This window comes from Flindersiella endophytica (assembly GCF_054779015.1).
On sequence record NZ_BAAGYY010000001.1, the window covers coordinates 20,792 to 45,650 of the forward strand.

The window sequence follows — 24,859 nt, forward strand, 5'->3', positions numbered from 1 at the left end:
CGGCCGATCCGTGCCCGCGACGCGTCGGCGTGGCGTGAGGTGCGCTCGCGCAACCTCGGCTGGCTCGCGCCCTGGGAGGCCACGCCGCCGGGTGGCCCCGACCAGCGACCGGGTTCGTTCCGCGGCATGGTGCGCGCGCTGCGCGGACAGGCGCGGGCCGGGAGTTGCTTACCGTTCGTAGTCACCTACGAAGATCGTTTCGTGGGACAACTCACTGTCAGTGGAATCGCGTACGGCTCGGCGCGGTGGGGGCAGATCGGCTACTGGGTCGACCAGGCCTACGCCGGCCGCGGCGTGATCCCGACCGCTGTCGCGCTGGCGACCGACCACTGTTTCTTCGTACTCGGGTTGCACCGGATCGAGGTCAACATCCGCCCGGAGAACGCCGCGAGCCTGCGTGTGGCCGAGAAGCTGGGGTTTCGGCCCGAAGGATTGCGCAAGGCGTACTTGCACATCGACGGCGCCTGGCGTGATCATCTGAGCTTTGCGCTGTGCGCCGAGGACGTTCCGGGCGGCCTGCTCGAGCGCTGGCGCCGCGCCCGCTCGGCGCCCCAAAGCAGCGACGGCGAGTCGCGGGGCGCGCGATCCTAGAGAGTTTTTGTGCTGGGTTCCGGCGACACACCGAGTAATGTCCCAGAGTTGCGGATGCCGTTTGCGTACCTTTTCGTAGTGTGGGTACCGGCCTGATCTACGCGGCGATCGTCGCGGCGTGGGCTGCCTACCTCGTCCCCCTGTGGTTACGCCGGCACGACGAGGCAGCGGCCTCGCGTTCCGTCGATCGCTTCTCCCAGGCGATGCGCGTTCTCGAACGCCGTCGCCCTACTGCTGGTGTCGTCTCCGACGACACCGATGGCACGTCGGCCTCGGCCTCCTCCGACGAGGACGACGCCGAGCCGTTGACCTCGCCCGCCACCCGCCGCCGCCGTACCCTCGTCGTCCTGCTGGCGGCGTCCACCGTGCTCACCGTGCTCGTGGTTCTCGGGCTGCTGTCCCGCTGGACCCTGGCCGCGCCGTGCGGTGTGATCGCCCTCTTCCTGGTGGCGAGCGCGCGGGCGGCTCGCGTGGAGCAGGAGCGCGCGCGGCTGGCCTGGCAGCGCCTCCGCGAACGCGCGGCGGCCCTTGCGGAACTCGAGGCCGCCGAGGCAGCCGCGGCGGCCGCCGCCAACCCCGAGCCGGTGTTCGCCGTCCTCCCGGAAGAGGACTACCCCCGCCACCGCGAAGACGAGTCCGACAAATGGGTCCCGCGCGACGTCCCGCTGCCGACCTACCTCGAGAAGGCCCGCGCGCCCCGTACCGTCCGTACGGTCGAGCTCGGCCGCACCGGGGAAGACCGCCCCGTCGAATCCACCGAGACCGTCCTCGACGAGTCTGGCCGCGCCGCACCCTCCGCCGAGCCCTCGACCGCCGACGACCCCGCCGCCGAAGCCCAACAACGCGCCGTCGGCGACTGACCGGCCGGGGTTGAGCAGCCCCACACCCCGCCCCGTGCTATCGTTCATGCCGGTCACCACCCACGGCGACCACCCATTTGGGGCTGTAGCGCAGTCTGGAAGCGCACCTCGTTCGCATCGAGGGGGTCAGGGGTTCAAATCCCCTCAGCTCCACTTTCATTGCTCTAGGCAACTGTCTCCCATTTTGTCGTAGTCGTGTCTACCTGGGCGCTTGCCGACTGCGAGGCCGTTGTGACCCAAGGGTAAGCGGGGTTCCTGGCCTGTCAGTTATGCCGCTCGCGTATACCCCGGCCTCGGTACCCCATGGTTCACAGCAGTTTGTCGAGGGTGATGGGCAGGTCGAGTACGCGTTTGCCGGTGGCGTGTCGTATTGCGTTGGCCACGGCAGCGGCGGCTCCGGTGATGCCGACCTCGCCGATGCCGAGCAGGCCGAGGGGTGTGGTGGGGTCGGGTTCGTCGAGGTAGTGCACGTCGATGTGGGGGATGTCGGCGTGCACGGGGACGTGGTATTCGGACAGGCTCGGGTTCATGATGCGGCCGTCGCGGCCGTCGATGAGGGTTTGTTCGGACAGGGCCATGCCGATGCCCATGATGATGCCGCCGCGTAGCTGGCTGGTCGCGGTCTTGGCGTTGATTACGGTGCCGACGTCGAAGACGCCGAGCCAGCGTGAGATGCGTACTTCCATGGTGTCGGGGTCTACCCGGACTTCGCAGAACTGTGCTCCGGTGGCTGCCCTCACCGTTCGCCGGCGTTCCAGTACGGTGCGGGCGACGAAGCCGAGCATGCCGGTTTTGGATTCGGCCTCGAGGTGGTCGCGGCCGGCCGTGGTCAGGATTTCTGTGTAGGTCTGGCCGCTACCGCTGTGGTGGAGGCCGCCGTCGCGGGGCTGCAGTTCGTCCAGCTTGTGGCCGCGCAGGGGTGAGCCGGGTGCGCGGCGGGCCAGGGTGAGTACGGATTTCTTCAGCTTGGTGCAGGCGTCGATGACGCCCGCTGCGGCGCTGGCGGTCTGCACCGAGCCGATTGCGCCGGGGCCGGGTGGCAGGTCGGAGTCGCCGTAGTCGACGTGGACCGACTCCAGTGGGATGCCCATCTCGTCGGCGGCGATCTGGGCCTGCACAGTCGCGGTGCCCATGCCCATTTCGTGCATGCCGCTGCGCACCAGGAGCGTGCCGTCGGCGTTGAGCCGGACGGTGACGTGCGCGGGCATGCGCATCGATGGGTGGAAGGCGGTGGCCACGCCCATGCCGACCAGCCAGCGGCCGTCGCGCATGACGCCGGGCCTGGGGTCGCGTTCGCGCCAGCCGAACCGCTCGGCGCCCAGCGCGTAGGCCTGTTTGAGCATGCGGTGGGTGAATCGCTGGCCGCCTACCGGGCCGCGGTCGGGTTCGTTGCGCAGGCGCAGTTCGATCGGGTCCATGCCGAGCTGCCAGGCCAGTTCGTCCATGGCTGATTCCACGGCGAAGGTTCCGATGGACTCGCCAGGGGCGCGCATGAAGGTGTTGGGCAGGAGGTCGAGCTGGACGACTTTTTGGGCCAGGTGGATGTTCGGGGCGGCGTAGAGGTGGTGGGAGGCCGCGGTGATCGGCTCGGGCATGCCGCCTACGTGGGCTGTCCTGGAGACGCTGGTGTGGATCAGTGCGGTCAGCTGTCCCTGGGCGTCGGCGCCGAGCGCGACCCGCTGCTTGCTGGGGGTTCGGCCGCCGACGGTGTGGTAGACCCCGGCGCGGGTGAGCGCCAGCCGTACCGGGCGGCCGGTCGCCCGGGCGGCCAGCGCGGCCAGCAGGGTGCCGGCCCAGGCGCGTGATTTGCCGCCGAAGGCGCCGCCGACGTACGGCGACAGGATCCGGACCGAGGTTTCCGGCACGCCGAACCGCTGGGCCAGGTGCTTGCGTAGCCAGGGGATGTTCTGCGCGCCCTCGTGCAGGGTCAGGTGGTCGCCGTCCCATACGGCGGTGGTGGCGTGCGGCTCGATCGCGTTGTGGTTGTAGGGCGGCGTGGTGAAGCGCAGGTCCACCGAGTGCTGCGCGGCGGCCAGCGCGGCGTGCGCGTCTCCCTTGTCGGCGCCGCTCTCGATGATCGGAATGCCCTTCTCGCGGACGGCGTTCGGCTCTTCGGCCGCGAAGTCCACGGTGGCAGGCAGCTCTTGGTAGGCGTGCCGTACGAGCGAGGCCGCGTACCGGGCGGTTTCCGGCGTCTCGGCGACCACGACGGCGATCGGCTGGCCGTTCCAGTGCACTTCGTCGGTGGCCAGGTAGTTGACCGAGGTGCCCGAGGCGATCGAGGTGAGGTCGAGGAAGCTCATCTTGGGCGGGGCCTTCATGGCCGGGGCGTTGTGGTGGGTGAGCACGTCGATCACCCCCGGCACAGCCATGGCCTCGGCCGTGTCGAGGACGGTGATCCGGCCGCGCGCGATCGTGGCGTGTACGAGCGCGGCGTAGGCCAGGTCCGGGTAGGGGAACTCGGCGGCGAAGCGGGCCTGCCCGGTCGTCTTGGCTAGCCCGTCGCGCCGGTCGATGCCCTGGCCGACGTACTTGGCGGCTCCCCTGGCCGTTCCGGTCGTGGGCTCGGTCTCGGCGTACTTGATGCTCATCGGGCCCCTCCCTGGTTCAGTTCGCGCAGCGTGGCGGTGATCGTCGCGACGGCGAGTCCGGTCTTGAACGCGTTGCCCGGCCGGACGGTCGCCGACGCCAGCTCGGCCTCGGCCGCCCGGCGGAAGGCCGCCTCGTCGGCGGGGCCGCCGAGCAGGACGCGCTCCGCCTCGCGGGCCCGCCACGGCTTGGGCGCGAGGCCGCCCAGCGCCAGCCGGACGCCGGTCACCGTGCCGTCGTGCACTTCCAGTACCGCGGCCACCGAGACCAGAGCGAACGCGTAGGAGGCCCGGTCGCGGACCTTGCGGTAGCGGGAGTTCGCCGCGATCGGCGTGGGCGGCAGCTCGACCGCCGTGACCAGATCGCCGTCTTCCAGCGTGGTTTCGGCCTGCGGGGTGTCGCCGGGCAGCCGGTGCAGGTCGGCCAGCGGAACGCGACGGGCACCGTCCACGCCGTGTACTTCGACGACGGCGTCCAGGGCGGCCAGCGCCACGCACAGGTCGGAGGGATGAGCGGCGATACAGCTGCGGCTCACGCCCAGGATCGCGCAGCCGCGGTTGAACCCCTCCAGTGCGTCGCAGCCACTGCCGGGCTCGCGCTTGTTGCAGGCCGAGGCTTCGTCGTAGAAGTACGGGCAACGAGTGCGCTGCAACAGGTTGCCGCCCACCGTGGCCATGTTGCGCAGCTGCGCGGAGGCACCCGACAGCAGCGCCTGCGACAACACCGGATAGCGGGTGCGCATCCGGCGGTCGGCGGCCAGGGCACTGTTACGCACCAGCGCACCGATCCGCAACCCGCCATCGGGCAGTTCCTCCACCGTGTCCAGCGGCAGGCCGGTCACATCCACTACAGTGTCCGGCCGCTCGATGCCCTCGCGCATCAGGTCGACCAGGTTGGTGCCGCCGCCAAGATACTTCGCTCCCGGCTCGGTGACGGCGGCGTGCACGGCGGCCTCGACGTCGGCGGGCTTGACGTACGCGAACGGCCTCATGGCCCGTCCGCCCCAGCCACCCCAGTCACGTCGGCGCCGGCCACATCCATGATCGCGTCCACGATCCCGTTGTAGGCGCCGCAGCGGCACAGGTTGCCGCTCATCCGCTCCCTGACCTCGGCCGCACTCAATGTGCCGAAGTCGGCTACGGCGCTGGGCATGCCGGCGGCGTGCTCGGCCAGCATGCCGATCGCCGAGCAGATCTGGCCGGAGGTGCAGTAGCCGCACTGGAACCCGTCGTGGCGCACGAACGCCTCCTGCAACGGGTGGTTCACCCCATCGATCGTGGTGATCTCGCAGCCGTCGTACTGGATGGCCAACGCCAGACAGGAGTTGATCCGCACGCCGTCGGCCAGCACCGTGCACGCGCCACACGCGCCCTGGTCGCAGCCCTTCTTCGGGCCGGTCACCCCGAGCCGCTCGCGGAGCGCGTCGAGCAGGCTCACCCACGGCTCGACCTCGAGCGGGGCGAGGGAGCCGTTCACCTTCATCTGTATCTCGGTCACGCGATTCTCCTGACGGTCCTGCTGGATGCGACCGGCACGACGTCCTCGTGGTGGCACCGACCTCAAGCTCGCTAAGATGTGAGACTTCATTTGATGTTACGATTATCAGAGTGTCAAGTCGAGATGTGAGGGGGCACGAATGCGGGACGCCACCGGCCGCATTCCCGTCGAGGTGGTGGATGCCGCTCTGCGTGCCGCCGAACGGCTCGACAAGGACGTGGCCGACGTGCCCGTGCTGGCGATCGCCCGGGAGGCGGGCGTCTCCCGCAGCACCCTGTTGCGCCGTATCGGCGGCTCCCGGCAGGCCCTGGACGCGGCCGTACGCGCGGCCGGCGTGGATCCCGGCGGGCGGCGCCCGGTGCGCGAACGCGCGATCGAGGCAGGCGCGCGCCTGATCGGTGAGCACGGCCTGGCCGCGCTCACCCTGGACGCGGTCGCCGTCGCCGCCGGCTGCTCGGTGCCCAGCCTCTATGTCACCTTCGGCGGCCGGGACGAGCTGCTGCGCGCCATCTTCGAACGCCACCTGCCGCTGCTGAACGTGGAGGTGGTGATCACCGACCCGAACGCCGACCTGGGCGAGATCGTGAACAGGATCTACCGGCTGCTGGCCCAAGCCCTCACCCGCGAGCCGCGGGTGCTACCGGCCATGCTCGCCGAAGCGCTGGCCCGGCCAAACGGGCCCGACCTGCAACGCCTGATGCAGCACTTCACCCCCCGCAAACTCGCCGGCCTTGGTCAATGGCTGGCCGACGAAATGGCCGGCGGGCGCATCCGCACCCAGCCGCTGCCCCTGCTGATCCAGCAGCTCATCGCCCCGGCGGTGATGCACTTCGTGCTGCGCCCGGCCATCGAACAAGTCCCCGGGTTCGACCTGCCGACAGTGGAGGACACCTGCGCGATCTTCGCCGAAACGTTCCTGCGCGGCGCCGCCATAACCGTGGCGCCCGCAACGGGTAGGCAGCTGCGACAAAGCCCTCGAACAACGTGACCGGCAACGACCTCACGTAAGGAGCAGATCATTACACAAACGCCAGCACTGCCAATCCAGATGCAACGCGACGGGTTCGCTCCTGCCAAGCAGCTCAGCCAGGCACGAGACAACGAAGGCGTCATCCAGGCGATGACCCCGTTCGGCGCGCCGGCCTACGTGCTCTGCCGCTACGAGGACGTCCGCCAGATGCTGTCAGACCCGGCCCGCTTCAGCAGCGCCCGGCCCACCCCGTTCGGCCTGCCCGCCGAAAACGGCATCAGCCGGGACGAGCAGGCCCGGATGCGGGCCGGCAACCTGATCGGGTTCGACCCGCCCGAGCACACCCGGCTGCGCCGGATGCTCACCGCGGAGTTCACCATGCGCAGGATGCAGCGGCTCGAACCACGCATCACCGAGATCGTCGAGGCGGCCCTGGGCGACCTGGAGCGGGCCGGCAAGCCGGCCGACCTGATCGCACACTTCGCGCTGCCAGTGCCGTCCCTGGTGATCTGCGAACTGCTGGGCGTCCCGTACTCCGACCGCGCCGAGTTCCAGGAGCGCTCTGCCCGCCTGCTGAACGTGTCGTTGCCGATGGAGCAGCGGCTCGCGGCCTCACGGGAGAACCGCACGTACATGGCCGGCCTGGTCGCCCATGCGCAGGCCGAACCGGGCGAGGACATGCTGGGCATGCTGGTCCGCGAGCACGCCGACGATCTCAGCACCGACGAGCTCGTCGGCATCTCCGGCCTACTACTGATCGCCGGACATGAGACCACCGCCAACATGCTCGGCCTGGGCACCCTCGCCCTGCTGCGCCACCCCGACCAACTCGCCATGATCCGCGACGATCCCGCACGGATCGAGTCGGCTATCGAGGAACTGCTGCGCTGGCTGTCCATCCTGCACACGATGCCGCCACGCATCACCACCACCGACGTCGAGATCGCAGGACACACCGTCCCCGCCGGCTCACTCGTAACCGCCTCACTTCCCGCCGCCAACCGCGACCACACCTTCATCGACGATCCCGACAGCCTCGACATCACCCGCGGAGCCGCCGGACACCTCGCCTTCGGCCACGGCGTGCACCACTGCCTCGGAGCACCACTCGCCCGCGCGGAGATGCGCATCGCCTTCCCCGCCCTACTCCGACGCTTCCCCGACCTCGCCCTGGCCGACCCGTTCGAACAAACCGAGTTCGCCGCCTTCAAAGCCATCTACGGACTTAAGATCCTCAACCTCACCTGGTAACCGCACAGGACCAGCCCAACCGCCAACATCAGCGCGAGCGGTCAGAACGCCCCGCCGACCCAAGGCATGGGAGGGGCATGCGGGTCTGGATGTCGCGCCGCGCGCGGCTGCCTGCTCGCGGGCGTGGCCGCCTCATGGCGGCCGCGTGATCAACAGAGCGGCCTGCCGGTTGCCACACCCCGGCTGCGCAGGCGACCACGCACGGTGTCGATGCAGACCTCGAGCAGATCGCTGATCGTCTTGAGCGTCAAGCCCTACGTGCGGAGCCGGATTGCCTCGAGCACTTGATCGTCGGTGAGGCCTTGGCGGCGCATGGACACGCCGTGGTGGTGGAGGTGTTCGCGGACGGTTTGGCGGGCGATCTTGAACTGGTCGGCGAGTTCCTAGATGGTGCGGCCGGACTGGTAGCCCGCCACAAGCTTGGCCACCTCATCCGGCGCCAACCGAGGCTGCGACTGCCGTCCACCGGGTGCAGGTGAAGATTCACAGTCAGTGACAGCTTGCCGCTCGTCGGCGGAGTTTTCGATACTGGAGCGGAGCTCGGATAGCCTCCTGACCAGCGTCTTTACGGCTTGGGACAGGGTTTTGACTTCTTCCCGTAGCCTCCACAAATCCGTGCCGTTGGCAGCAAGCCGCTCACTGCCCGAAACCCCAGGTGAGCGGCTGTTTTTGTTGCCTGCCGACCGTCCGGCTATGTACGGCCGTTGCCGGCCCGTCCGGCTGGCTGTTCCCAATACGTTCCCACGTCCTTCCCGTCATTCCCGAAGCGCGGCGACTTGGGAGACCTAACGGCTACTGTCATGCCTCGTGAACATCGATTGGGCGCGCGAGAAAATCACGTCCTATCTGGGCGCCGTGCGCAGGTATGACGCTGAGTTGGAACGATCGCATAGAGCGGATGGCTACAGCTTTCCTCGACCGGAGTACGAGAAGGCGCTCTCGCTGGAGATCGCAGCCAAGGCTGTGATGGAGAGGATCCGTCCGGGCCTGGAAGAGTTCGTGCTGGTCAATATGGGTGGGGCGAGCGATGCTATCGACAGTTGTATCCGCGCTCTGGCCATACTCGACCAACGGGCCGAGATTGAGGAGAACGTTGGCGATGCTGGCCCCCAGCTTTCCGCTGGAACCCTCCACCCATGGGTTTGGGAGGTCGCGCGCAGCCTGTGGGAAACCCGCCACTACAGGGAAGCAGTACAGGTCGCCGCAACCAGCATCAACGCACATCTACAAGACCGGTCCGGGCGTCGCGAGCTGTCCGACTACAAACTCACGACTGAGCTGTTCTCGGCCAAGGATCCGGAGCCTGGAAAGCCTCGCCTCCGCTGGCCAGGTGACCCGGCCGAGGAGAATGCCAAGAGCATGCAGAGTGGGCTTCTTGGCTACGGTGCTGGCATCTTCCAGTGCATCCGAAATCCGGCGACTCACGGGCTCGACGAGTTGTCAGAGTCGGAAGCGCTTGAGCGGCTTGCGGCCATGAGCCTGCTGTGCCACTGGATCGAACAGTGCAAGTTGGTGACCGCCGAGAAGACCTAGGGGCGTGGGTCAGGAGAACAGCGTTGCTGCGCGGGTGCCCGTCGACCCTGCCCTGGGCGGAGCGGATACAGATCAGCCGCCCACTCGCAGGAACGCAGGTGGGCGGCTGATCTTGTTATGGGCCGGTGGCTACGGACGGTCGGCACCTGGAGCGGCTGCGATGCGGCGTTTGGCGGCTTCGTATTGGCCGACCAGGCGCTTGGCGTAGATCTTGAACAGGACGGCGACGCTGTGGCCGGCCCATTCGGCGACCTGGGTTGGGTCGACGCCGCCGTTGAGCCAGGTTGACACGCAGGCGTGCCGGAGTCGTACGGTCGTTTGGCGAGTTGCACTCGTCGTCGGTGAGCGCTGCTCGGCGGCCTTGTCCCAAGCACGGTGGGCAGGTGCAGGTGGGCAGGTCGTCGCCGCGTATGCCCCAGAACAGGCGTCTGTCGGCGCCAGTTCCGATGTCGGCGAGGTGGGTCCGGAGCAGCCGGGTCAGCTCGGGCGGTACAGGGACGGTTCGCGTTGCGCCCTCGGCGCGGTGCTTCAGACCGCGGTCTTCCCGTTGGTTCCCGCTGTCGGTCCAGGCACCGCCGACGTCGGGGCCGGCCGAACCAAAGTGCAGCTCTCCCCAGTCGTCGTCATAGTCGGGCTCCGCGCACTTCTGAGCCTCCTCGTCCCACACGAGCGGGGGAAGCGCAACGTTGTCTTCGCGGAGCCGAACAGCCTCCTCCGGGCGCAAGCCGGAGTAGTACATGACACCGAAGAACGCCACCAGCCTCGGGCCGCTTGGCCGCTGCTCCCGCACAGCGTCAAGCAGGGCCTGGGCTTGTTCGGGGTTGACCACGCATCGGCGGTCAACTTCGCGCGCTGCTCGCGGTGCCTTCCACTTCAGGTCCTTGAGCGGGTTCTTGGCCAGGACCTTGGATTCAACGGCGTACTCGAACGCGTTGTAGAGGACCGCTCGGTTTCGGGAAACTGTGCTTGCTGCGTTGCGCGTGCCGTCGAGCTTGGTTGTGGCGGCGTCCAGCAACGCACGTGCGGCAGCAGCGTCGCCGAGCGATGACATCGGCTTGGTGTTTCTCTCCAGCCGGCGCAGCACGTCGGCCGTGTTGTCCGGGCACTCGGCCCGGCACTTGGTGTTGAATCCCCAGCCTGTGAGGGCTCTACGGATCTTCGCTGGTTCGGGCGCGCCGCGCGTACCAGAGATCATGGCCGGTGTGGCGGCCACCAGGGCGCGGGCGATGTCGCGGCGGTATCCGCCGGAAGCGTCCTTCCACTTCATGTCGACGAACGCGTACCAGCTCAAGTCGTTCCCGGCACGGGACCAGGAGACCGGTCGGCCGGTGAGCAGGCTGAACGCCTCGCCGTTCCTGGCAGCGATGAGCGGAAGCTGTCAGCCTGAGCATCGAGCTTGAACGTGTCACGGAAACGCTTGCCGTCGACGTTCCATAGGACGCGGTGGGACGTGACCTTGCCCTTACTGCTACGGCGTTTCTCGACGGCGCAAACGCGTACGTCGAAGCTAACGGCCGCGTCCCGTTCGCTGAGGTACCCGGGCTTCGTTCGCCGTCGGCCCGGCCGTTGTCCTGGTGGGTCTGTTTCGCGCCCGGATCGCGGTTCGGCCGCCCGGATCGCGGTTTGGCGTGTCAGGCTGGAGGTATGAGCCCGTACGACAGGTTCCTGGCCGCCCGCGACTTCCTGCTCACGCATCGGGAGGATCCGGACGGTGCCGTGAGGGACTTCCGCTGGCCTGAGTTTGACACGTTCAACTGGGCGCTGGACTGGTTCGACACCACGGCTCGAAGACCACAGAACGCCGACCGCGCGGCGCTGTGGATCGTGGAGGAGGATGGTTCGGAGCAGCGGTGGACGTACCCGGAGATGTCCGAGCGTTCGGACCGGCTGGCGAACTGGCTGCGATCGTCCGGGGTCGAGCGCGGCGACCGGCTGATCCTGATGCTGGGCAATCAGGTCGAGCTGTGGGAGACCATTCTGGCGGCCGGCAAGCTGGGCGCGGTGATCATCCCGGCCTCGACGCTGCTGCGCCCGGACGACCTGCGGGACCGGCTGGACCGCGGCAACGCCCGGCATGTGATCGCCCGGTCGGTGGACACCGATCGCTTCGCAGGCCTGTCAGGTGACTACACCCGGATCGCGGTGGGTGAGCCGGTGGAGGGCTGGCTGGACTACGAGAACTGCCGCACGGTCGCCCCGGCGTTCGTACCGGACCGCGACACCGGCCCCGATGAGCCCTTGCTGCTGTACTTCACGTCGGGGACCACGGCGCGGCCGAAGCTGGTGGAGCACACCCAGACCTCCTATCCCGTGGGGCATCTGTCCACGATGTACTGGATCGGGCTGCGGCCGGGAGACGTCCATTTGAATGTCTCGTCCCCGGGTTGGGCGAAACACGCCTGGAGCAACGTGTTCGCGCCGTGGAACGCCGAGGCCACGGTCTTCATGTACAACTCCACGCGGTTCGACGCGGTGGCTCTGATGCGCGAGATGGACCGCTGTGGTGTGACCAGTTTCTGCGCACCACCGACGGTGTGGCGGATGCTGATCCAGTCCGATCTGAGGCTGCTCGCCAGGCCGCCGGAGCAGGCCGTGGGCGCGGGGGAACCGCTGAACCCCGAAGTCATCGACCAGGTGCGGAACGCCTGGGGCGTGACGATCCGGGATGGGTTCGGTCAGACCGAGACGAGCGTGCAGGTGGCCAACCCGCCGGGTCGACCGGTGAAACCCGGCTCGATGGGCAGGCCGGCGCCGGGTTTCACGGTCGCGCTGCTCGACCCGGCCACGGGTGAACCTGCGAACGAGGGCGAGATCTGCCTGGACCTGTCCGATCGCCCGACCGGGCTGATGTCCGGGTACGCCGACGACCACGAGCAGACCGCGGCGGCATTCGCCGATGGCTTCTATCACACCGGGGACGTTGCCTCGGTCGACGATGACGGCTACCTCACCTACGTCGGCAGGATGGACGACGTCTTCAAGTCCTCCGACTACCGGATCTCTCCGTTCGAGTTGGAAAGCGTGCTGCTGGAGCACGAAGCGGTCGCGGAGGCAGCCGTGGTGCCGGCCCCGGACCCGATCCGGCTCGCCGTGCCGAAGGCGTACGTGACGCTTGCGGCCGGATACCAGCCGACCGAGCAGACCGCCGCCGCGATCCTGGCGTACTGCCGGGAGCGGGTCGCGCCGTTCAAACGGATCCGGAGACTGGAATTCGCCGAGCTGCCGAAAACCATCTCCGGGAAGATCCGCCGAGTCGAACTGCGCGAGATCGAGCGCCTGGCCGCTGAGGCAGGGCCCACGGAACGGCCCGGCGAGTTCCTCGAGTAGCCGCTCCCGCGTGAGACGAAACCTCCTCGCCGCAGCACGGCAGCCGCGTGATCTGCAATGCGGTCTGTCGGTTGCGACACCTCGCCGTCGTAGGCGGTCGCGTACGGTGTCGATGCAGACGTCGAAGCGGTCGCTGACCGTTTGCCTCGTTGGCTAGGTGAGGGTCGCCAAGCGTAAAGATCGCGTAGAGCGCCGATTTGAGTACCGTGATGGTCTAGCTCGGCGAGCGTCCGAACGCCCAGGCCACCATCAGCGGGAACTCCGCTCGCCAGAACGGGTCGCCGTGGTCCCCAGCCCGCTCGGTCATCACCACGTCCGCTCCCGCAGCGCGCAGCGCGTCCGCCCACCGGGTGGCGTTCTCGAGGAAGAACGGCTCCTGCGTGCCGGCGACGAGGTAGGTGCGCGGAAACGGGCTCGGCAGCACGGCAGGCGGGCGGAAACCGCCGCCCGGCGAGGCGGAGAACACCGCGCCGTAGATGTCGGGATGCCGAAGCCCCATGGCGAGCGCGAGCTCAGCACTCGCCGACACACCGCACACCGCGGTGCGTTCGGGCGGCAGCGCGACGCCGAAGCGCGACCGCACCCAGCCGCGGACGTCCTCGACGAAGAAGGCCTCGTGGGCCGCGAACCGCTCCTCGTCGAACGACGGTGAGTATTCACGGATGCGCACCATCTCATCGTCATCGGAGGTCCGATAGGCAGCGACGATCATCGTGGGAGGTACGCCGGCCGCCTCGAGGTCCTCGCCCCACTGCGAGATCAGCTGACCGTCGCCAGCGAAAACGACTGCCTCCGGCGGGTCCGGCGGCACGTAGACCGTGACCTGCCGACCGCCGTCGTACTCGAACGTCTCGGTGAAGAGCTTTCCGTCCATACGTTCTCCAGCGGTTGGTAGTGGGGGGCGGGCCACGTTTGTCGAGCGTGCAGCCAGCCGGTCCTGCGGATGCTGGCCCAGGCCAACCTATCCGCCGGAGCGTTCGCGGTCGGGCCGCGATCACGCCGTTGGCTGGTCGGTGCCGGGTGGTGGGCCGACGATTTGGTAGTCGTATCGGCGGGAGACGTCGATGAGGTGTGGTACGTCTGGTTCGGATGGGGTGGGGAGGCCGCTGTGTTCGGCGGGTCGGCCGAGTTCGGCGGCGAAGTGTTCGAAGCCGCTCGGGGTGGTGAGTTGGAGCCCGCGCACGACGCCTTCGGTGACGAGGAAGGAGTGCGGGATGCCGTGGGGGAGGAACACGAAGTCGCCGGGGCCCGCGGTCCAGCGGCGGTCGCCGCAGTTGATGGCGATCTGGCCGTCGAGGAGGTAGAACGCCTCGTCTTCCTTGTTGTGGACGTGGAGTGGCGGGCCGAAGCCTTCGGGCGCAGACCATTCGATGAGGGTGTAGGCCCCGCCGGTCTGGTCGCCGCCTGCTTTGACGGTCATCCGGGTGTCGAGGAACCAGATGGGGGTTCCGTCGGCCGGGGTGAGGAGGTAACCCGCTGGATCGAACGTCATGACGAGCTCCCGCGTGCTGGATCGGTGGGTTGATCGGCGGGCTGGTACAGCCGGATTTCGATGCCGTCGGGATCGTGCAGCCCCACGATGACGCGGCCGACGTGGCCGGTGACGATGCCGCCGTGGGACTCGCCCAGGTCGTCGAAGCGTTGCAGCCAGGCCTTCAGCGCTTCCTCGGTGGGAACGCACAGGGCCACCGGGTCGAAGCCGGCGAGCGCGGCGGCGCGTTCCGGATCGCGGCGAACTGCCAGGGAGAGCGTGTTGTCAGGGTCGAGCATGGCCACACCCATGAGCTCTCCGTCTTCGACGAACTCGATGTCGGTGCGCAGGCCCAGGACTTGCGTGTACCAGGCTCGGCTGCGCTCGACGTCGGAAACAGGGAGCTTGACGTGATGGAAGCCGTTCAGCGCCGTGTTCATGGTCACCTCCAGAACCATTCGCTAGAGCTAACTCTAGCCAATCTCTAGAGTATGCTCTAGCGAATGGGACGCGATGTCAAGGGCAGGAGTGGCGCGAAGCAGAAGCCGGCACGCGGCAGTCGCCGGGACCAGGCCCGCGCCACGCGGCGCGCGATCACCGACGCCGCGTTCGACCTGTTCCTGCGACACGGCTACGCCGCGACCACGCTCAACCAGATCGCCGCCGAAGCCGGGGTTGCCGTTCAGACGGTCTACTTTCACTTCGGCAACAAGGCCACCGTGCTGAAGGAGGTCGTCGACTTCCAGTCGGTCGGCGACGACGAGCCGGTCCCCGTGCTCGAACGGCCCTGGATGCGCCGGTTCCGCGACGAGCCCGACGGAGACCGGGCGTTGGCGATCTGGCTCCGCAACAGCCGGCACATCTTCGCCCGGGTTTCCCCGCTGATGAAGATCATCCGGGACGCCGCCGGAACCGACAGCGAACTGGCCACTCAGTGGCAGGTCAACCAGGAACAGCGGTTCCTCGCCCACCGCACACTCGCCGAGCTCCTCGACGCCAAGCAGGCCTTACGATCGGACCTGTCGGTCAAGGAAGCGGCCGACATCTTGTTCACCGTCGTCAGCCTCGAGGTCTACCAACTCCTCACCGTCGAGCGCGGCTGGTCACCGACCCGTTGGGAACGCTGGACCCACCACACCCTCGCCACCACCGTCCTCCGCTGAGACCTGAGCCTCAGGACGAGCGATACGAACGGATGCGCGGCATCGGCTTGTGGAACAGCCCTGGACCCGGGATCAGTCGCTGACGTGCGCGGTGTTGTCGAGCCAGTGCCGAGCGAGCTCGGTGTCGCCGTCGAGAGTGATGCCGGTGGCTTCGCGGTCGGTGAGGGGGAGTCGCCGGGTCAAGGCGAGCAGCAGCGATTGGGCAGGCCCGGTCACCGTCACGTCGGCCGGCTGGGTTGCGAGTCGCCACGTCGCCCCGGAGGGCCGCCGCTCGATGAACCAGGCGCTCGCGTGGTCGGTGGCTGTCAACTGCAGGGTCTGCCCGGTGCCCCGGATGGCGTGGGCGGACTCCGGCCGCTGCATCTCCCACGTCGGGGAGGTGAGCATCGCGAGGTGGTTGCTGATGAGCGCGGCTGCGATGTCGGCGTCGATGTCAGCCGGCCAGCCCGCCGTGTTGGTTGCGTCGACGCCGTGGACGACCGCCTCGTTGACCATGCTGCTCATCCAGAATCGCGTCCCGGACCGTCCGTCCCCCGCGGCGTTGAACACCGGCGCGTCGAGCGCGTCGTCGGAGCAGGCGCTCGCCACCCGCTGCGCGGATTCCGCCAGCCATGCCTGCCACTCGCCGGGGTCGGCGGGGAGCACGGCCATCTCCATGGGCAGCTGGGTGGGGTCGGTGATGCGCCGCTCGATGATCTCCGCGACCCAGTGCTGGGTCTGGCCCAGGTGCTCCACCAGGTCGGCGATGGTCCACTTCGGGGCTGTCGGCACAGCGGCGTCAGGTCCGGCCGCGGCGGCGGCTTCCGCCAGCCGCCGGGTGTGTTCGACGATCGCTCGCCGGGCCTGTTCCGCGTTCAACTCGGTCATCGGATTGTCCTGTCCGTAGGTTCGTTGTGCTGTGGTTGATGGACAGACCCGAAATGCCGGTCGAACTCATCGGTGATCTCGGCGAGTCGCGGTGGCGAGATGCGACCGCCGTAATCCAGAGCAAGAATCAGCGCCTGCGGTACGACAGCTCGGGCTCGGCGCCGGCGATCGTGTCGAGGATGAGCGAGCGCGTGTCGAGTACCAGCGGAGCGTCGGGCTCGTTGCCGCGGCGGGTGCTGGGGATCTCCTGGTGCCATGCACCTGACGGCGCCAGCCCGGCACCACCGAAGCGGGCCATCACCCGAAGTTGCGCCACCACGTCCTCGCCGGCGTGCTCGACCGGCAGGTCGCGCCAGAAGTCGAATCCGCCGACCACGTTGAGCTTTCCGACATCGACGAGGAAGCAGCCGCCCAGCCAGGCGACGCGGTAGAGAACGGCGTTCTGCCTGGTGATCCCGAGCCGGTCGCACAGCCGGTGCAGGTACGCCGCGAAGTGCAGGCGGTAACGCTGCCAGCTCAGGCTGTCCGGCAGAACCACCTCCGGGCGGACATAGCCGTCCCAGGGTTCGAAGAGAATGTCGTCTGGAAGCTGGTCGATCGGCTCGGCCGACGTCACACCGCTCGGCGAGTTGACGAAGCTGCCGACGAACCCGCATCCCTGCCCTGCGAGCGCCGCCACCAGCCGGGCCACCAGGTCGGGCTCGGTGAGGATGTCGTCGTCGAGGTACAGCGCGTACGGCGCGATCGTCCGGTCCAGCAGGGCTTGGCGTTGGTGCGCCATGCCGCGACGCGGCAGGTTGCGGAACACCTCGACGGGCACGCCACGCACCTGGAGCGTACGAACGACGGCCCGGACCTCGGCGCTGTCGAGGCAGGACGTGTCACCCTGGTCGGCGACGACGACCCGGATCGGTCGATGCGTCTGGCCGAGCAGGCAGGCAAGCGTGACGGCCAGTGCGGTCGGCCGGTCCCTGGTCGGAACGAGTACGTCGACCGCGACGTTTCCGTTGTGCCGCAAGGGATCTCACCCCGGCTCTTGTTCGTGGGGCGACCGGTCGGGCGGGTCGCGTCGGTACGGCATGGGTCTCGCCTCCCATTTACCCGGATTCTGTCGATCTTCCGTCGATTTCGTGCGTGACCGGCATGCGTACCGGTAGTACCCCGGATCCCCTGCCATAGTCAGTGCGCTGACCTCGACGGTTAGCCATAACCGGTGTACTTGGGGGTATCGCGCCCGCATGATCGCCGACTCGTACTGGATGGACTCCACGCCGACGACCTCGTTCCCCTCCCTGGCTGCGTCCGCCGCGTCGCCGGAGGCTGACGTGGTCGTGATCGGCGCCGGCATCGCCGGGCTCGCGACGGCCTGGGAGCTGTCCCGCGCGGGACGTTCGGTCGTGGTCGTCGAGGCCGACAGGGTGGCCGCCGGAGTCACCGGCTACACCACCGCCAAGCTCACCGCGCTGCACGGCCTGATCTACGCGAAACTCCGTAAGTCGTTCGGAGCCGAGGCGGCGCGGCACTACGCGCGGTCACAGCAGCACGCCGTCGACCACGTGGCGCGAACCGCACAGGAGCTCGGCATCGCCTGCGACCTCGAACGCCTGCCGGCCGTCACCTACGCCGAGTCGCCCGAGCAGGTCGACGATCTCCGGGCCGAGGCGGAGGCGGCGAGCGAAGCGGGGTTGCCCGCCTCGTACCTGACGAGGACCGGCCTGCCGTACGACGTCGCGGGTGCGGTCCAGGTCGAGAACCAGGCACAGTTCCATCCACGGCGTTACCTGCTGGGTCTGGTGGAACACCTGGTGGCACAGGGCGTTCGGGTGTACGAACGCACGCGCGTCGTGCAGCTCGACGAGGGTGAGCCGTGCCGCGTCCACACCGAGCACGGCGACACCATCACCGCCGGCGACGTCGTGGTCGCCACGCAGTACCCCGTGTTCGACCGCGCGTTGCTGTTCGCCCGGCTCAAGCCTCAACGCGAGTTGGTCGTCGCGGCTCCCATCCCGGCCGAGGCGGATCCGGGCGGCATGTACATCACGCCCGAGGAGTCGACCCGCTCCGTGCGTACCGCGCCGTTCGGCAACGGTGACAGCGATCGGCTGCTGATCGTGACCGGTGAGAAGTTCACGCCGGGAACCGCGGGGGTGTCCGAACGGTTCGACCGGCTCGCCGAGTGGACCAGAGAACGGTTCGGCGTCGGCGAGATCGCCTACCGCTGGGCGGCCCAGGACAACTCCACGACCGACGGCGTGCCGCACATCGGGCCGTTCCATCCGGGCGCCCGGCACGCCTGGGTGGCGACCGGCTTCGGCGGGTGGGGCATGAGCAACGGTGTTCTGGCGGGCCTGCTGCTGGCGGAGCTGATCGCCGGCCGTACGCCGGAATGGGCGAGCCTCTACGACCCGCGCCGGCTGCATCCCCTGCGGGAGGCGCCGGCTCTGCTGTCGGCCCAGGCCGAGGTCGCCAGGCACTTCATCGGTGACCGGTTGCGCTCCACCCACGTCGACACCCCGAGCGACATTCCTCCCGGCACCGGCGCCATCGTCCGGGTCGGCGGCCAGCAGTTCGCCGTCCATCGCAAGCCCACCGGCGAGGCGACCGCGCTGTCAGCCCGCTGCACCCACCTGGGCTGTATCGTCGCGTTCAACGACGCCGAACAAACCTGGGACTGCCCCTGCCACGGCTCCCGCTTCGCCGTCGACGGCAGCGTGCTCCAAAGCCCCGCAACGGCGCCCCTCCAGGCCGGCGAGGCCTGAGACCTGGTGACAGGAAACGCCAGGCCGAACCCACACAGTCCCCGGATCAGCCGGTGTCGAGTCAGGTGAGGAACTGCCGCAGTTGGACCGCGACGAGGGCGGGCTTGCCGCCGGTGCGGGCGTTGCCGGTCGCGTTGTGGCCGAGGCCTGGCAGCTCGACCCGTTCGGCGTTGGGCAGGACTGCCTCCAGCGTGGTGGTCTCGGCCAGCACGGCGGCCACGTCGTCCACCGCGTTGCCGATGTCGTAGTCCGCACCGTGCGGGCCGCTCATCCCGCAGCCCCGGCGGTCGGGCAGGTAGCAGGTGAAGTCGCCGGCCAGCTCGTGGGCGAGCTCGACATGGCTCTACGACGACTCCATCGCGCCGTGCACCAGGACAAGGCCCGGTCCACTCCCGATCCGGCGGTAGCCGATCGTCGTGCCGTCCCTGGACGTCACCTGGGCCAGGGTCGTCGAAGCTGCAGCCGCCGCAGGCTGTGCACGGTCCATCCGGGACGAAACACGCTCGCCGGACGCCGCACGGGACCGATTCGCACGTAGGCAGTCATCTCAGGGCCCGGGCGAGGAGTTCGCGTCTGCTTCGGCTGCCGGTCTTGTCGTAGATGGACTTGAGGTGGTCCTGGATCGTGTGTTCGGACAGGTACATCCGGGCGGCCGCGTGACGGGTGTCGGCTCCGTCGGCGAGTACGGCGAGGAGCTCGCGTTCACGTGCGCTGAGAGCGAAGGCGCGGCCGAAGATATCCAGGCGTTCTGCCGGCGATGCCTGTTCGATGGTGACAGCGATGTCACCGGGGTCACCGGCGTGGTCTGGCCGGCCGCCTCCGATGCGGGCCGCGCGCAGGGTCACCCATGCTCCATGGCCGAGGTGGACGCTTGCCGCGGGCGCATGGTTATCAACGCCGGTCTCGTTCGCGACCAGTTGCGCCGCGACGTTGTAGGCCGCGGCTGGGATCGGGGACCGTTCGGCAGGCGTCGGCAGGAGTTGACGCAAATAGTCAGCCGTACGGCGAGTCTGCGCTCGAATCGTCAAGTCCGGGGAAAGCAACAGCACCAGCGCGTCACGGTAGTCGTCGCCGCCGGCACCAACAGGAAGAGCGGTGAACGCGGCACCCTGACAACGGCGCAGGGCTTCGGTCACCGCGGGGGCAAGCGAGGCGAGGAAGTCGGCGTCAGCCGGAGTGAATGGTTGCGGCGGGTTGGCCCGCCAGAGGTCGAGGAATCCCCAACAGCCGAACCGGTCCCGGAACACCATGGAGGCGACGTCCACCACGCCGGCAGCCCTCAGCAGGTCGCGCCACAGCAGACTCTGCTCCCGTTGCCCAGCAGTGGCCTCGTACAGCAGGGCAACCGGAGGATCGCCCAGGGCCGTCCAACGATTGACGGTCGTGGAGTACTTGAGCTGGATGATCCGCGGCAGCTCATCCAGCAGTGGGACATCGGCCAACGGGGCGCAACCCACGCACGTCCGTGGGTCGGTCAGCACGAATGCGTACGAGTCGAAGCCGACCGCCAGGCGGAGCTGATCGATGATCGCCGCCCGCAACTGCCGGCTCGATCCTCCGGCACGGCACAGCCGCACGACGCGTTCCCTGACCTGGGCCCGGACGCGTAGCGGGTCAGCCGGCCTGGCCATGACCAAAGAGTACGCAGACCCCCATTGATCTGGGATACCGCCGGCCCTGGTCACCGGCCCATCCTTGGACGATCAACGCACCTTCGCTCGACAAGGAGAACCTCATGATCACCCTGCACATCGAACACGAGATCACCGACTACGCCACCTGGAAACAGGCATTCGACAGCTTCGCCGACGTGCGCCGCCACAGCGGCGTGCTGGCCCATCGCATCCGACGCCCACAAGGCAACGAGCAGTACGTCCTCATCGACCTGGACTTCGGCACCGGCGAAGAAGCGTCGAAGTTCCTGGACTTCCTCGTCAACAACGTGTGGTCCACGCCAGCAAATGCGCCGGCGCTGGTCGGGGCACCACAGACCAGCATGCTCGAGCTGATCGAACAACAACCGTGACCAGCCGTTCACCCGGATGACGTCCTGGCGCGGCAGAGTTCGCTCAGGTGTGGCCGGCGGCTCAGGTCAGGCGTTCATGGGCTCGGGTGGCGGGCGCATCGCCCACTCGTGCGGCAGTGCGGCGAACCACATCACGTCGCGGCGCTCGCCCTGCCAGACGCTGTGTGCACGCATCGTTCCCTCGTGCACGAACCCGGCTCGGCGAGCCACGGCGACCGAACCCTCGTTCCCCGCGACGATCGTCAGGAAGACGCGGGCTGCTCCCAGGTCGAACAGCCAGCGCGTAAGGAGGATCACCGCTCGAGTCGCACAGCCGCGCCCTCTGGCGTTTGGTGCGATCCAGTAGCCGAACTGCGCTACGTCCTCGCCGGTCCAGTCGTCGACGCCACAGCAGCCGACCAGCTCGCCGGAGCTCGTGTCCAGGATCGCGAACGCGACACCAGCGGGCGTCCCAGTCGCAGCGAACGCACGCCAGTTCGACGCGAACTCCTCGATGGCGGCCTCAGCGTCCGTGATCGAGGGCGGCGGACCCGGGTTTCCCAGCCGGTCGTGGCTCCCGTTGTAGCGCCGGATCGCTGGGTCGGCGCCTGCTTCCACCATGAACCAGGCGTCATCTCGCGACCAAGGCCGCAGCGTGACCACGCCGTCGGAGAGCGTCACGACTGGACTTTCACCAGTCATGTGCCCATCTTGCCAACCGCGCCGCCCCCGGCGTCCCTCGGGCACGCCCGTGATCGGCAGCGCCCTACTGGTCGCCGGGCGCGTGCCTGTAGCGCCCGGCCATCATGAGGCACTCGTGGGCGATGTCGAGTGCGGCGTCGGGCTGGGCGAGGGCGATGGCCCGCTGTTTCATCGTCTCGAGCTGTTCGAGGTCGCCGAGAACTGATTCGACGGTGGCGCGGAGGTTCGACGGGCGTGGTACGTAGGCACCGATGCCGTGGTTTTCGACGAGTCGCAGGTTGGCGGTTTCCTGTCCTTTCAGGTGTCCGGTGAGGATGAGTGGGAGGCCGGTGGCCAGTGTTTCGGCGATGGTGACTGATCCGGCTTTGGTGACAACGATGTCGGAGGCGCGCATGCGGTCGGCGATGTCGTCGACGAAGCCGAGCACCAGCAGGGGTGTATGGAAGGTGCCAAGTGGTTGGGCCAGTAGGTCGCGGCGGAGCTTGTCGTTGTGTCCGCAGACGACGATGACCTGCCAGGGGTGGGATCCGCTGGCCAGCGCCCGCACTTGTTGCCGGATGCGCCCGTTGCCGTAGCCGCCGCCCATTACCAGGGCGGTTGGCCGGTTGGGGTCCAGTCCGTATCGCTTGCGCAATGCCTGTTGTTCGCCGGCTGCCGGCGGGTGGAAGCCGGGGCGGATGGGCAGGCCGAGGTGGCGGATGTGTTCTGGGGGCACTGCTTCGCCTTGTACGGCTTCGGCGGCTTGCGGTGTTCCCACGATGATGAGGTCGGTGAGCGGGTTCGACCAGGCGCGGTGGATTCCGGCCAGGTCGGTGAGCACTGTGACGTAGCCGCGCTTTCGCTTCGGCTCCTGTCTGCCCGGCGTGGTCAGGTGGTTGAGCAACGGGTGTACGGATACGACGACATCGGGGTCGTGTGCCTGGAGCAGCCGATCGGCGATCTGTCTTCCCTGTTTCTGCATGATCGTGCGAAGGAACGGGAACACCGGACGCGAGTTGGTGGTGCGGAAGGTCACGCCCCAGGCGATCGCGGTGCCCTTCACCAGTGACGGGTAGGAGGAGCAGATTCGCCGTGCCAGCCAACGGCTCTGCGGCCCGATCAGCGGATCGGCCAGCACCACGCGGACCGATGGGTCCAGCTGGAGCAGCGCCGTCTCGAGGGCACGTGCCGCGGCCAGGTGCCCGGCTCCGGTGTCGGAGTACAGGATCAGGATCGAGGGCCCGTCGCCCTGCTTCGATACCGAGGCCAGGTGGGGATCCGAGGACGCCGAACGGGAGCTCTGCTCGTCCGCCAAGGACTTCTCGGACGCGGCGCGGCCGTTCACAGCTGCCTCCACGGTTGCCAGTCGACGGCATAGGGCAGAGAGCCGGCCGGGCCGGTGTATGCCACGTACGGCTTGTTGCCGGCGTCCAGGCGTACCTCGAAGCGCTCTTCGACGGGATCGGCGTAGCCGTCGCCGGGATCGGAGATCAGGCTGCCGCCGGGATCGGAGATCAGGCTGCCGCCGGGCTGGGGCGGGAAGTCGTCGAGGTCTGGTTGGGGGTAGGCCTGCAGCGTGATCGTTTCGTCGCGTTCGACGGGGATCACCGAGCCGGCGCGGGCATACACCGGTATGGAACCCATCTGGGTTTCGACTGTGATCGTGGCCGGCCCGTGGTGCACCGCTCCGGTTCGCCGGTCGTACCAGGTGCCTCGGGGCAACCGGACCGAGCGCCTGCGGATGCCCGCTTGCAGGATGGGCGCGATCAGCAGTGCGTCGCCGAGCATGAACTGGTCCTCGATACGGCGAAGCTGGTGGTCGTCGGGGTCGGCCCAGAACATCGGCCGCACGTACGGGGCGCCGCTGCGGTGAGCTTGCCAGGCCAGGGTGTACCAGTAGGGCAGCAGCTCATACCGTTCCCGCATCGCTGTCCTGGCCAGGTCGAGGGTGCCGGTTCCCCAGGTCCAGGGTTCGCGGGGCGGCAGCAGGGAGGCGCAGTGGACGCGGAAGAACGGCAGCCACGCGGCGAGCTGGAACCAGCGGATGAACATCTCCGGTGTGGGATGTCGGTCGAAGCCGCCGATGTCCGGCCCGGAGTAGGCAATCCCGCTGCAACCGAGTCCCAGCGTGAACGTCAGGCTGATGCGCAGCCCGTCCCAGGAGGTGCCGATATCGCCGGTCCACGTACCGGCATAGCGTTGCAGGCCGGCGAAGCCGGACCTGGAGAGCAGGAACGGCCGCGCCTGCGGACGCCGCGAGCGCAACCCCTCGTAGGCGGCACGATTCATCAACAGGCCATAGACGTTGTGCGCCTCGCGGTGGTCACCGCCCCGGCCGTCCAGGTCATGACGGGTGGACAACGGCAGGGTTCCATCACCCCACGAGGAGAACGACGACGGCTCGTTCATGTCCTGCCAGAACCCGCCGACGCCCAACTGGACGTAGGTCTCGAACAGCGTGCCCCACCAGTCCCTGGCCGTAGCAGAAGTGAAGTCGGGGAACGCGACGATGCCGGGCCAGACCACACCACGAACGATCTCACCGTCGCCGGTCCGGCAGAAGACACCTGACTCCACACCACCGGCAAAGGTGGGGTCGTGAACGGTGAGCCCGATGCCGGGATCAACGATGCACACCACTCGGATATCACGTTGGGTGAGCTGGGTGACCAGTCCACCCAGATCGGGAAAGCGCTGTTCGTCGATGGCAAAGGGCCGGTTGCCGTCCAGGTGGTCGATGTCCAACCAGATCGCCGACAGCGGCAGCCCGTGCTCGCCGAACTCGCCTGCGATCCGATGCACCTCGGCCTGGCTCTGGTAGCCCCAGCGCGACTGGTGATAGCCCAGCGCCCAACGGGGCGGCAGCGCCGGCCGTCCGGTCAGCGCCGTATAACGCTCGACTGCCTGAGCAGGTGTTCCAGGAAAGACGTAGTAACGCAGCGGCCCACCGGAAAGCCGAGCGACGACTTGGCTTCCCACCTCGATCACACCGTCGAAACTGTTGTCGTAGAAGGCCAGATGGCTCCGGCCGCCCGCCACAACGGTGTAGACCGGGACCGACAACGACAACGGGTCCTCATCCCGTGCATAGGTACTCATCTGAGGGTCGGTGTTCCACAGACGATACGACCGACCGGACAAATCAAGCCGGCCGCTCCGGCCACCAAGGCCGGTCACCATGAAGTCATCGGTGAGGCTGGGTGGTGTGAGTCCAGGACTCCCCTTCCCAGCGGGGTGGGGCGTCCTGACGAAATGTCGTCCCTGACCGATCGTGAAACGCAAGGCCCCCCTCGGA

At 68.2% G+C, this 24,859-nt stretch carries 23 protein-coding genes and 1 tRNA gene; 10 read left to right on the forward strand and 14 right to left on the reverse strand.

What is annotated here, in order from left to right:
• Positions 1-6 precede the first annotated feature (6 nt).
• The 3 genes from ACYVF6_RS00100 (at position 7) to ACYVF6_RS00110 (ending at position 1,604) form a co-directional block, all read left to right on the forward strand.
• Positions 7-591, forward strand: a complete 585-nt coding sequence (locus ACYVF6_RS00100) for a GNAT family N-acetyltransferase (protein WP_460514509.1) — start codon at positions 7-9, stop codon at positions 589-591.
• 80 nt (positions 592-671) lie between these two features.
• A complete protein-coding gene (sepX, locus tag ACYVF6_RS00105; protein WP_460514367.1) occupies positions 672-1,451 on the forward strand; it encodes a divisome protein SepX/GlpR in 780 nt (259 codons plus the stop codon).
• Between the two features lie 79 nt (positions 1,452-1,530).
• Positions 1,531-1,604, forward strand: a tRNA-Ala gene (locus ACYVF6_RS00110).
• Between the two features lie 155 nt (positions 1,605-1,759).
• Here the strand turns inward: ACYVF6_RS00110 and ACYVF6_RS00115 are convergent.
• From ACYVF6_RS00115 to ACYVF6_RS00125, 3 genes are read right to left on the reverse strand one after another with little or no spacing between them, the layout of a single operon-like run.
• Positions 1,760-4,042, reverse strand: a complete 2,283-nt coding sequence (locus ACYVF6_RS00115) for a xanthine dehydrogenase family protein molybdopterin-binding subunit (RefSeq protein WP_460514369.1) — start codon at positions 4,040-4,042, stop codon at positions 1,760-1,762.
• Positions 4,039-5,031 carry an FAD binding domain-containing protein gene (locus tag ACYVF6_RS00120; protein WP_460514371.1) on the reverse strand — a complete coding sequence of 331 codons (993 nt, stop codon included), beginning with the start codon at positions 5,029-5,031 and terminating at the stop codon, positions 4,039-4,041. The genes ACYVF6_RS00115 and ACYVF6_RS00120 overlap by 4 nt, the downstream gene beginning before the upstream one ends.
• On the reverse strand, positions 5,028-5,537 hold the full coding sequence (locus tag ACYVF6_RS00125) for a (2Fe-2S)-binding protein (RefSeq protein ID WP_460514374.1): 510 nt from the start codon (positions 5,535-5,537) through the stop codon (positions 5,028-5,030). The genes ACYVF6_RS00120 and ACYVF6_RS00125 overlap by 4 nt, the downstream gene beginning before the upstream one ends.
• 139 nt (positions 5,538-5,676) lie before the next feature.
• Here ACYVF6_RS00125 and ACYVF6_RS00130 point away from each other — a divergent pair, with 139 nt between their 5' ends.
• The 3 genes from ACYVF6_RS00130 to ACYVF6_RS00140 all read left to right on the forward strand — a co-directional run bounded on the left by ACYVF6_RS00130 (position 5,677) and on the right by ACYVF6_RS00140 (position 9,291).
• Positions 5,677-6,525: a TetR/AcrR family transcriptional regulator gene (locus ACYVF6_RS00130; protein WP_460514376.1), complete on the forward strand. Its 849-nt coding sequence runs from the start codon at positions 5,677-5,679 to the stop codon at positions 6,523-6,525.
• A gap of 60 nt (positions 6,526-6,585) precedes the next feature.
• A complete protein-coding gene (locus ACYVF6_RS00135; RefSeq protein WP_460514378.1) occupies positions 6,586-7,758 on the forward strand; it encodes a cytochrome P450 in 1,173 nt (390 codons plus the stop codon).
• 807 nt (positions 7,759-8,565) lie between these two features.
• On the forward strand, positions 8,566-9,291 hold the full coding sequence (locus tag ACYVF6_RS00140) for a TIGR02391 family protein (protein ID WP_460514380.1): 726 nt from the start codon (positions 8,566-8,568) through the stop codon (positions 9,289-9,291).
• A gap of 129 nt (positions 9,292-9,420) precedes the next feature.
• Here ACYVF6_RS00140 and ACYVF6_RS00145 read toward each other — a convergent pair whose 3' ends face one another.
• Positions 9,421-9,582, reverse strand: a complete 162-nt coding sequence (locus ACYVF6_RS00145; protein WP_460514382.1) for a hypothetical protein — start codon at positions 9,580-9,582, stop codon at positions 9,421-9,423.
• Positions 9,583-10,935: 1,353 nt separating this feature from the next.
• Here ACYVF6_RS00145 and ACYVF6_RS00150 point away from each other — a divergent pair.
• Positions 10,936-12,618 (forward strand): acyl-CoA synthetase family protein, encoded by a 1,683-nt coding sequence (locus ACYVF6_RS00150; protein WP_460514384.1) that lies wholly within the window; start codon positions 10,936-10,938, stop codon positions 12,616-12,618.
• A 214-nt stretch (positions 12,619-12,832) separates the two neighbouring features.
• Here ACYVF6_RS00150 and ACYVF6_RS00155 read toward each other — a convergent pair whose 3' ends face one another.
• The 3 genes from ACYVF6_RS00155 to ACYVF6_RS00165 form a co-directional block, all read right to left on the reverse strand.
• Complete coding sequence (locus ACYVF6_RS00155) at positions 12,833-13,492, reverse strand: alpha/beta hydrolase (RefSeq protein WP_460514385.1); 660 nt, start codon at positions 13,490-13,492, stop codon at positions 12,833-12,835.
• 120 nt (positions 13,493-13,612) lie between these two features.
• Entirely contained in the window at positions 13,613-14,110 is a 498-nt protein-coding gene (locus ACYVF6_RS00160) for a quercetin 2,3-dioxygenase (protein WP_460514387.1), read from the reverse strand.
• Positions 14,107-14,529: a VOC family protein gene (locus ACYVF6_RS00165; protein WP_460514389.1), complete on the reverse strand. Its 423-nt coding sequence runs from the start codon at positions 14,527-14,529 to the stop codon at positions 14,107-14,109. The genes ACYVF6_RS00160 and ACYVF6_RS00165 overlap by 4 nt, the downstream gene beginning before the upstream one ends.
• 63 nt (positions 14,530-14,592) lie before the next feature.
• Here ACYVF6_RS00165 and ACYVF6_RS00170 point away from each other — a divergent pair, with 63 nt between their 5' ends.
• Complete coding sequence (locus ACYVF6_RS00170) at positions 14,593-15,252, forward strand: TetR/AcrR family transcriptional regulator (RefSeq protein ID WP_460514391.1); 660 nt, start codon at positions 14,593-14,595, stop codon at positions 15,250-15,252.
• A gap of 72 nt (positions 15,253-15,324) precedes the next feature.
• Here ACYVF6_RS00170 and ACYVF6_RS00175 read toward each other — a convergent pair whose 3' ends face one another.
• Together ACYVF6_RS00175 and ACYVF6_RS00180 are read right to left on the reverse strand one after the other, a co-directional pair.
• On the reverse strand, positions 15,325-16,119 hold the full coding sequence (locus ACYVF6_RS00175; RefSeq protein WP_460514393.1) for a maleylpyruvate isomerase mycothiol-dependent enzyme family protein: 795 nt from the start codon (positions 16,117-16,119) through the stop codon (positions 15,325-15,327).
• 127 nt (positions 16,120-16,246) lie between these two features.
• A complete protein-coding gene (locus ACYVF6_RS00180) occupies positions 16,247-17,137 on the reverse strand; it encodes a glycosyltransferase family 2 protein (RefSeq protein ID WP_460514395.1) in 891 nt (296 codons plus the stop codon).
• Positions 17,138-17,357: 220 nt separating this feature from the next.
• On the opposite strand from ACYVF6_RS00180, the gene ACYVF6_RS00185 reads away from it, so the two are divergent.
• The gene (locus ACYVF6_RS00185) at positions 17,358-18,878 is read left to right on the forward strand and encodes an FAD-dependent oxidoreductase (protein WP_460514396.1); all 1,521 of its coding nucleotides are present in this window, start codon (positions 17,358-17,360) and stop codon (positions 18,876-18,878) included.
• 61 nt (positions 18,879-18,939) lie between these two features.
• Here ACYVF6_RS00185 and ACYVF6_RS00190 read toward each other — a convergent pair whose 3' ends face one another.
• Positions 18,940-19,149 (reverse strand): hypothetical protein, encoded by a 210-nt coding sequence (locus tag ACYVF6_RS00190; protein ID WP_460514398.1) that lies wholly within the window; start codon positions 19,147-19,149, stop codon positions 18,940-18,942.
• Between the two features lie 271 nt (positions 19,150-19,420).
• Complete coding sequence (locus tag ACYVF6_RS00195; protein WP_460514400.1) at positions 19,421-20,509, reverse strand: helix-turn-helix transcriptional regulator; 1,089 nt, start codon at positions 20,507-20,509, stop codon at positions 19,421-19,423.
• A gap of 104 nt (positions 20,510-20,613) precedes the next feature.
• Here ACYVF6_RS00195 and ACYVF6_RS00200 point away from each other — a divergent pair, with 104 nt between their 5' ends.
• Positions 20,614-20,904: a hypothetical protein gene (locus ACYVF6_RS00200; protein ID WP_460514402.1), complete on the forward strand. Its 291-nt coding sequence runs from the start codon at positions 20,614-20,616 to the stop codon at positions 20,902-20,904.
• A gap of 66 nt (positions 20,905-20,970) precedes the next feature.
• On the opposite strand, the gene ACYVF6_RS00205 is transcribed toward ACYVF6_RS00200, so the two are convergent.
• The 3 genes from ACYVF6_RS00205 to ACYVF6_RS00215 form a co-directional block, all read right to left on the reverse strand.
• Positions 20,971-21,585 (reverse strand): GNAT family N-acetyltransferase, encoded by a 615-nt coding sequence (locus ACYVF6_RS00205; protein ID WP_460514404.1) that lies wholly within the window; start codon positions 21,583-21,585, stop codon positions 20,971-20,973.
• Between the two features lie 64 nt (positions 21,586-21,649).
• Positions 21,650-22,921 (reverse strand): MGDG synthase family glycosyltransferase, encoded by a 1,272-nt coding sequence (locus tag ACYVF6_RS00210; RefSeq protein ID WP_460514406.1) that lies wholly within the window; start codon positions 22,919-22,921, stop codon positions 21,650-21,652.
• Entirely contained in the window at positions 22,906-24,744 is a 1,839-nt protein-coding gene (locus ACYVF6_RS00215; RefSeq protein ID WP_460514408.1) for a glycoside hydrolase family 31 protein, read from the reverse strand. Before ACYVF6_RS00215 ends, ACYVF6_RS00210 begins: the two co-directional genes overlap by 16 nt.
• Positions 24,745-24,859 lie beyond the last annotated feature (115 nt).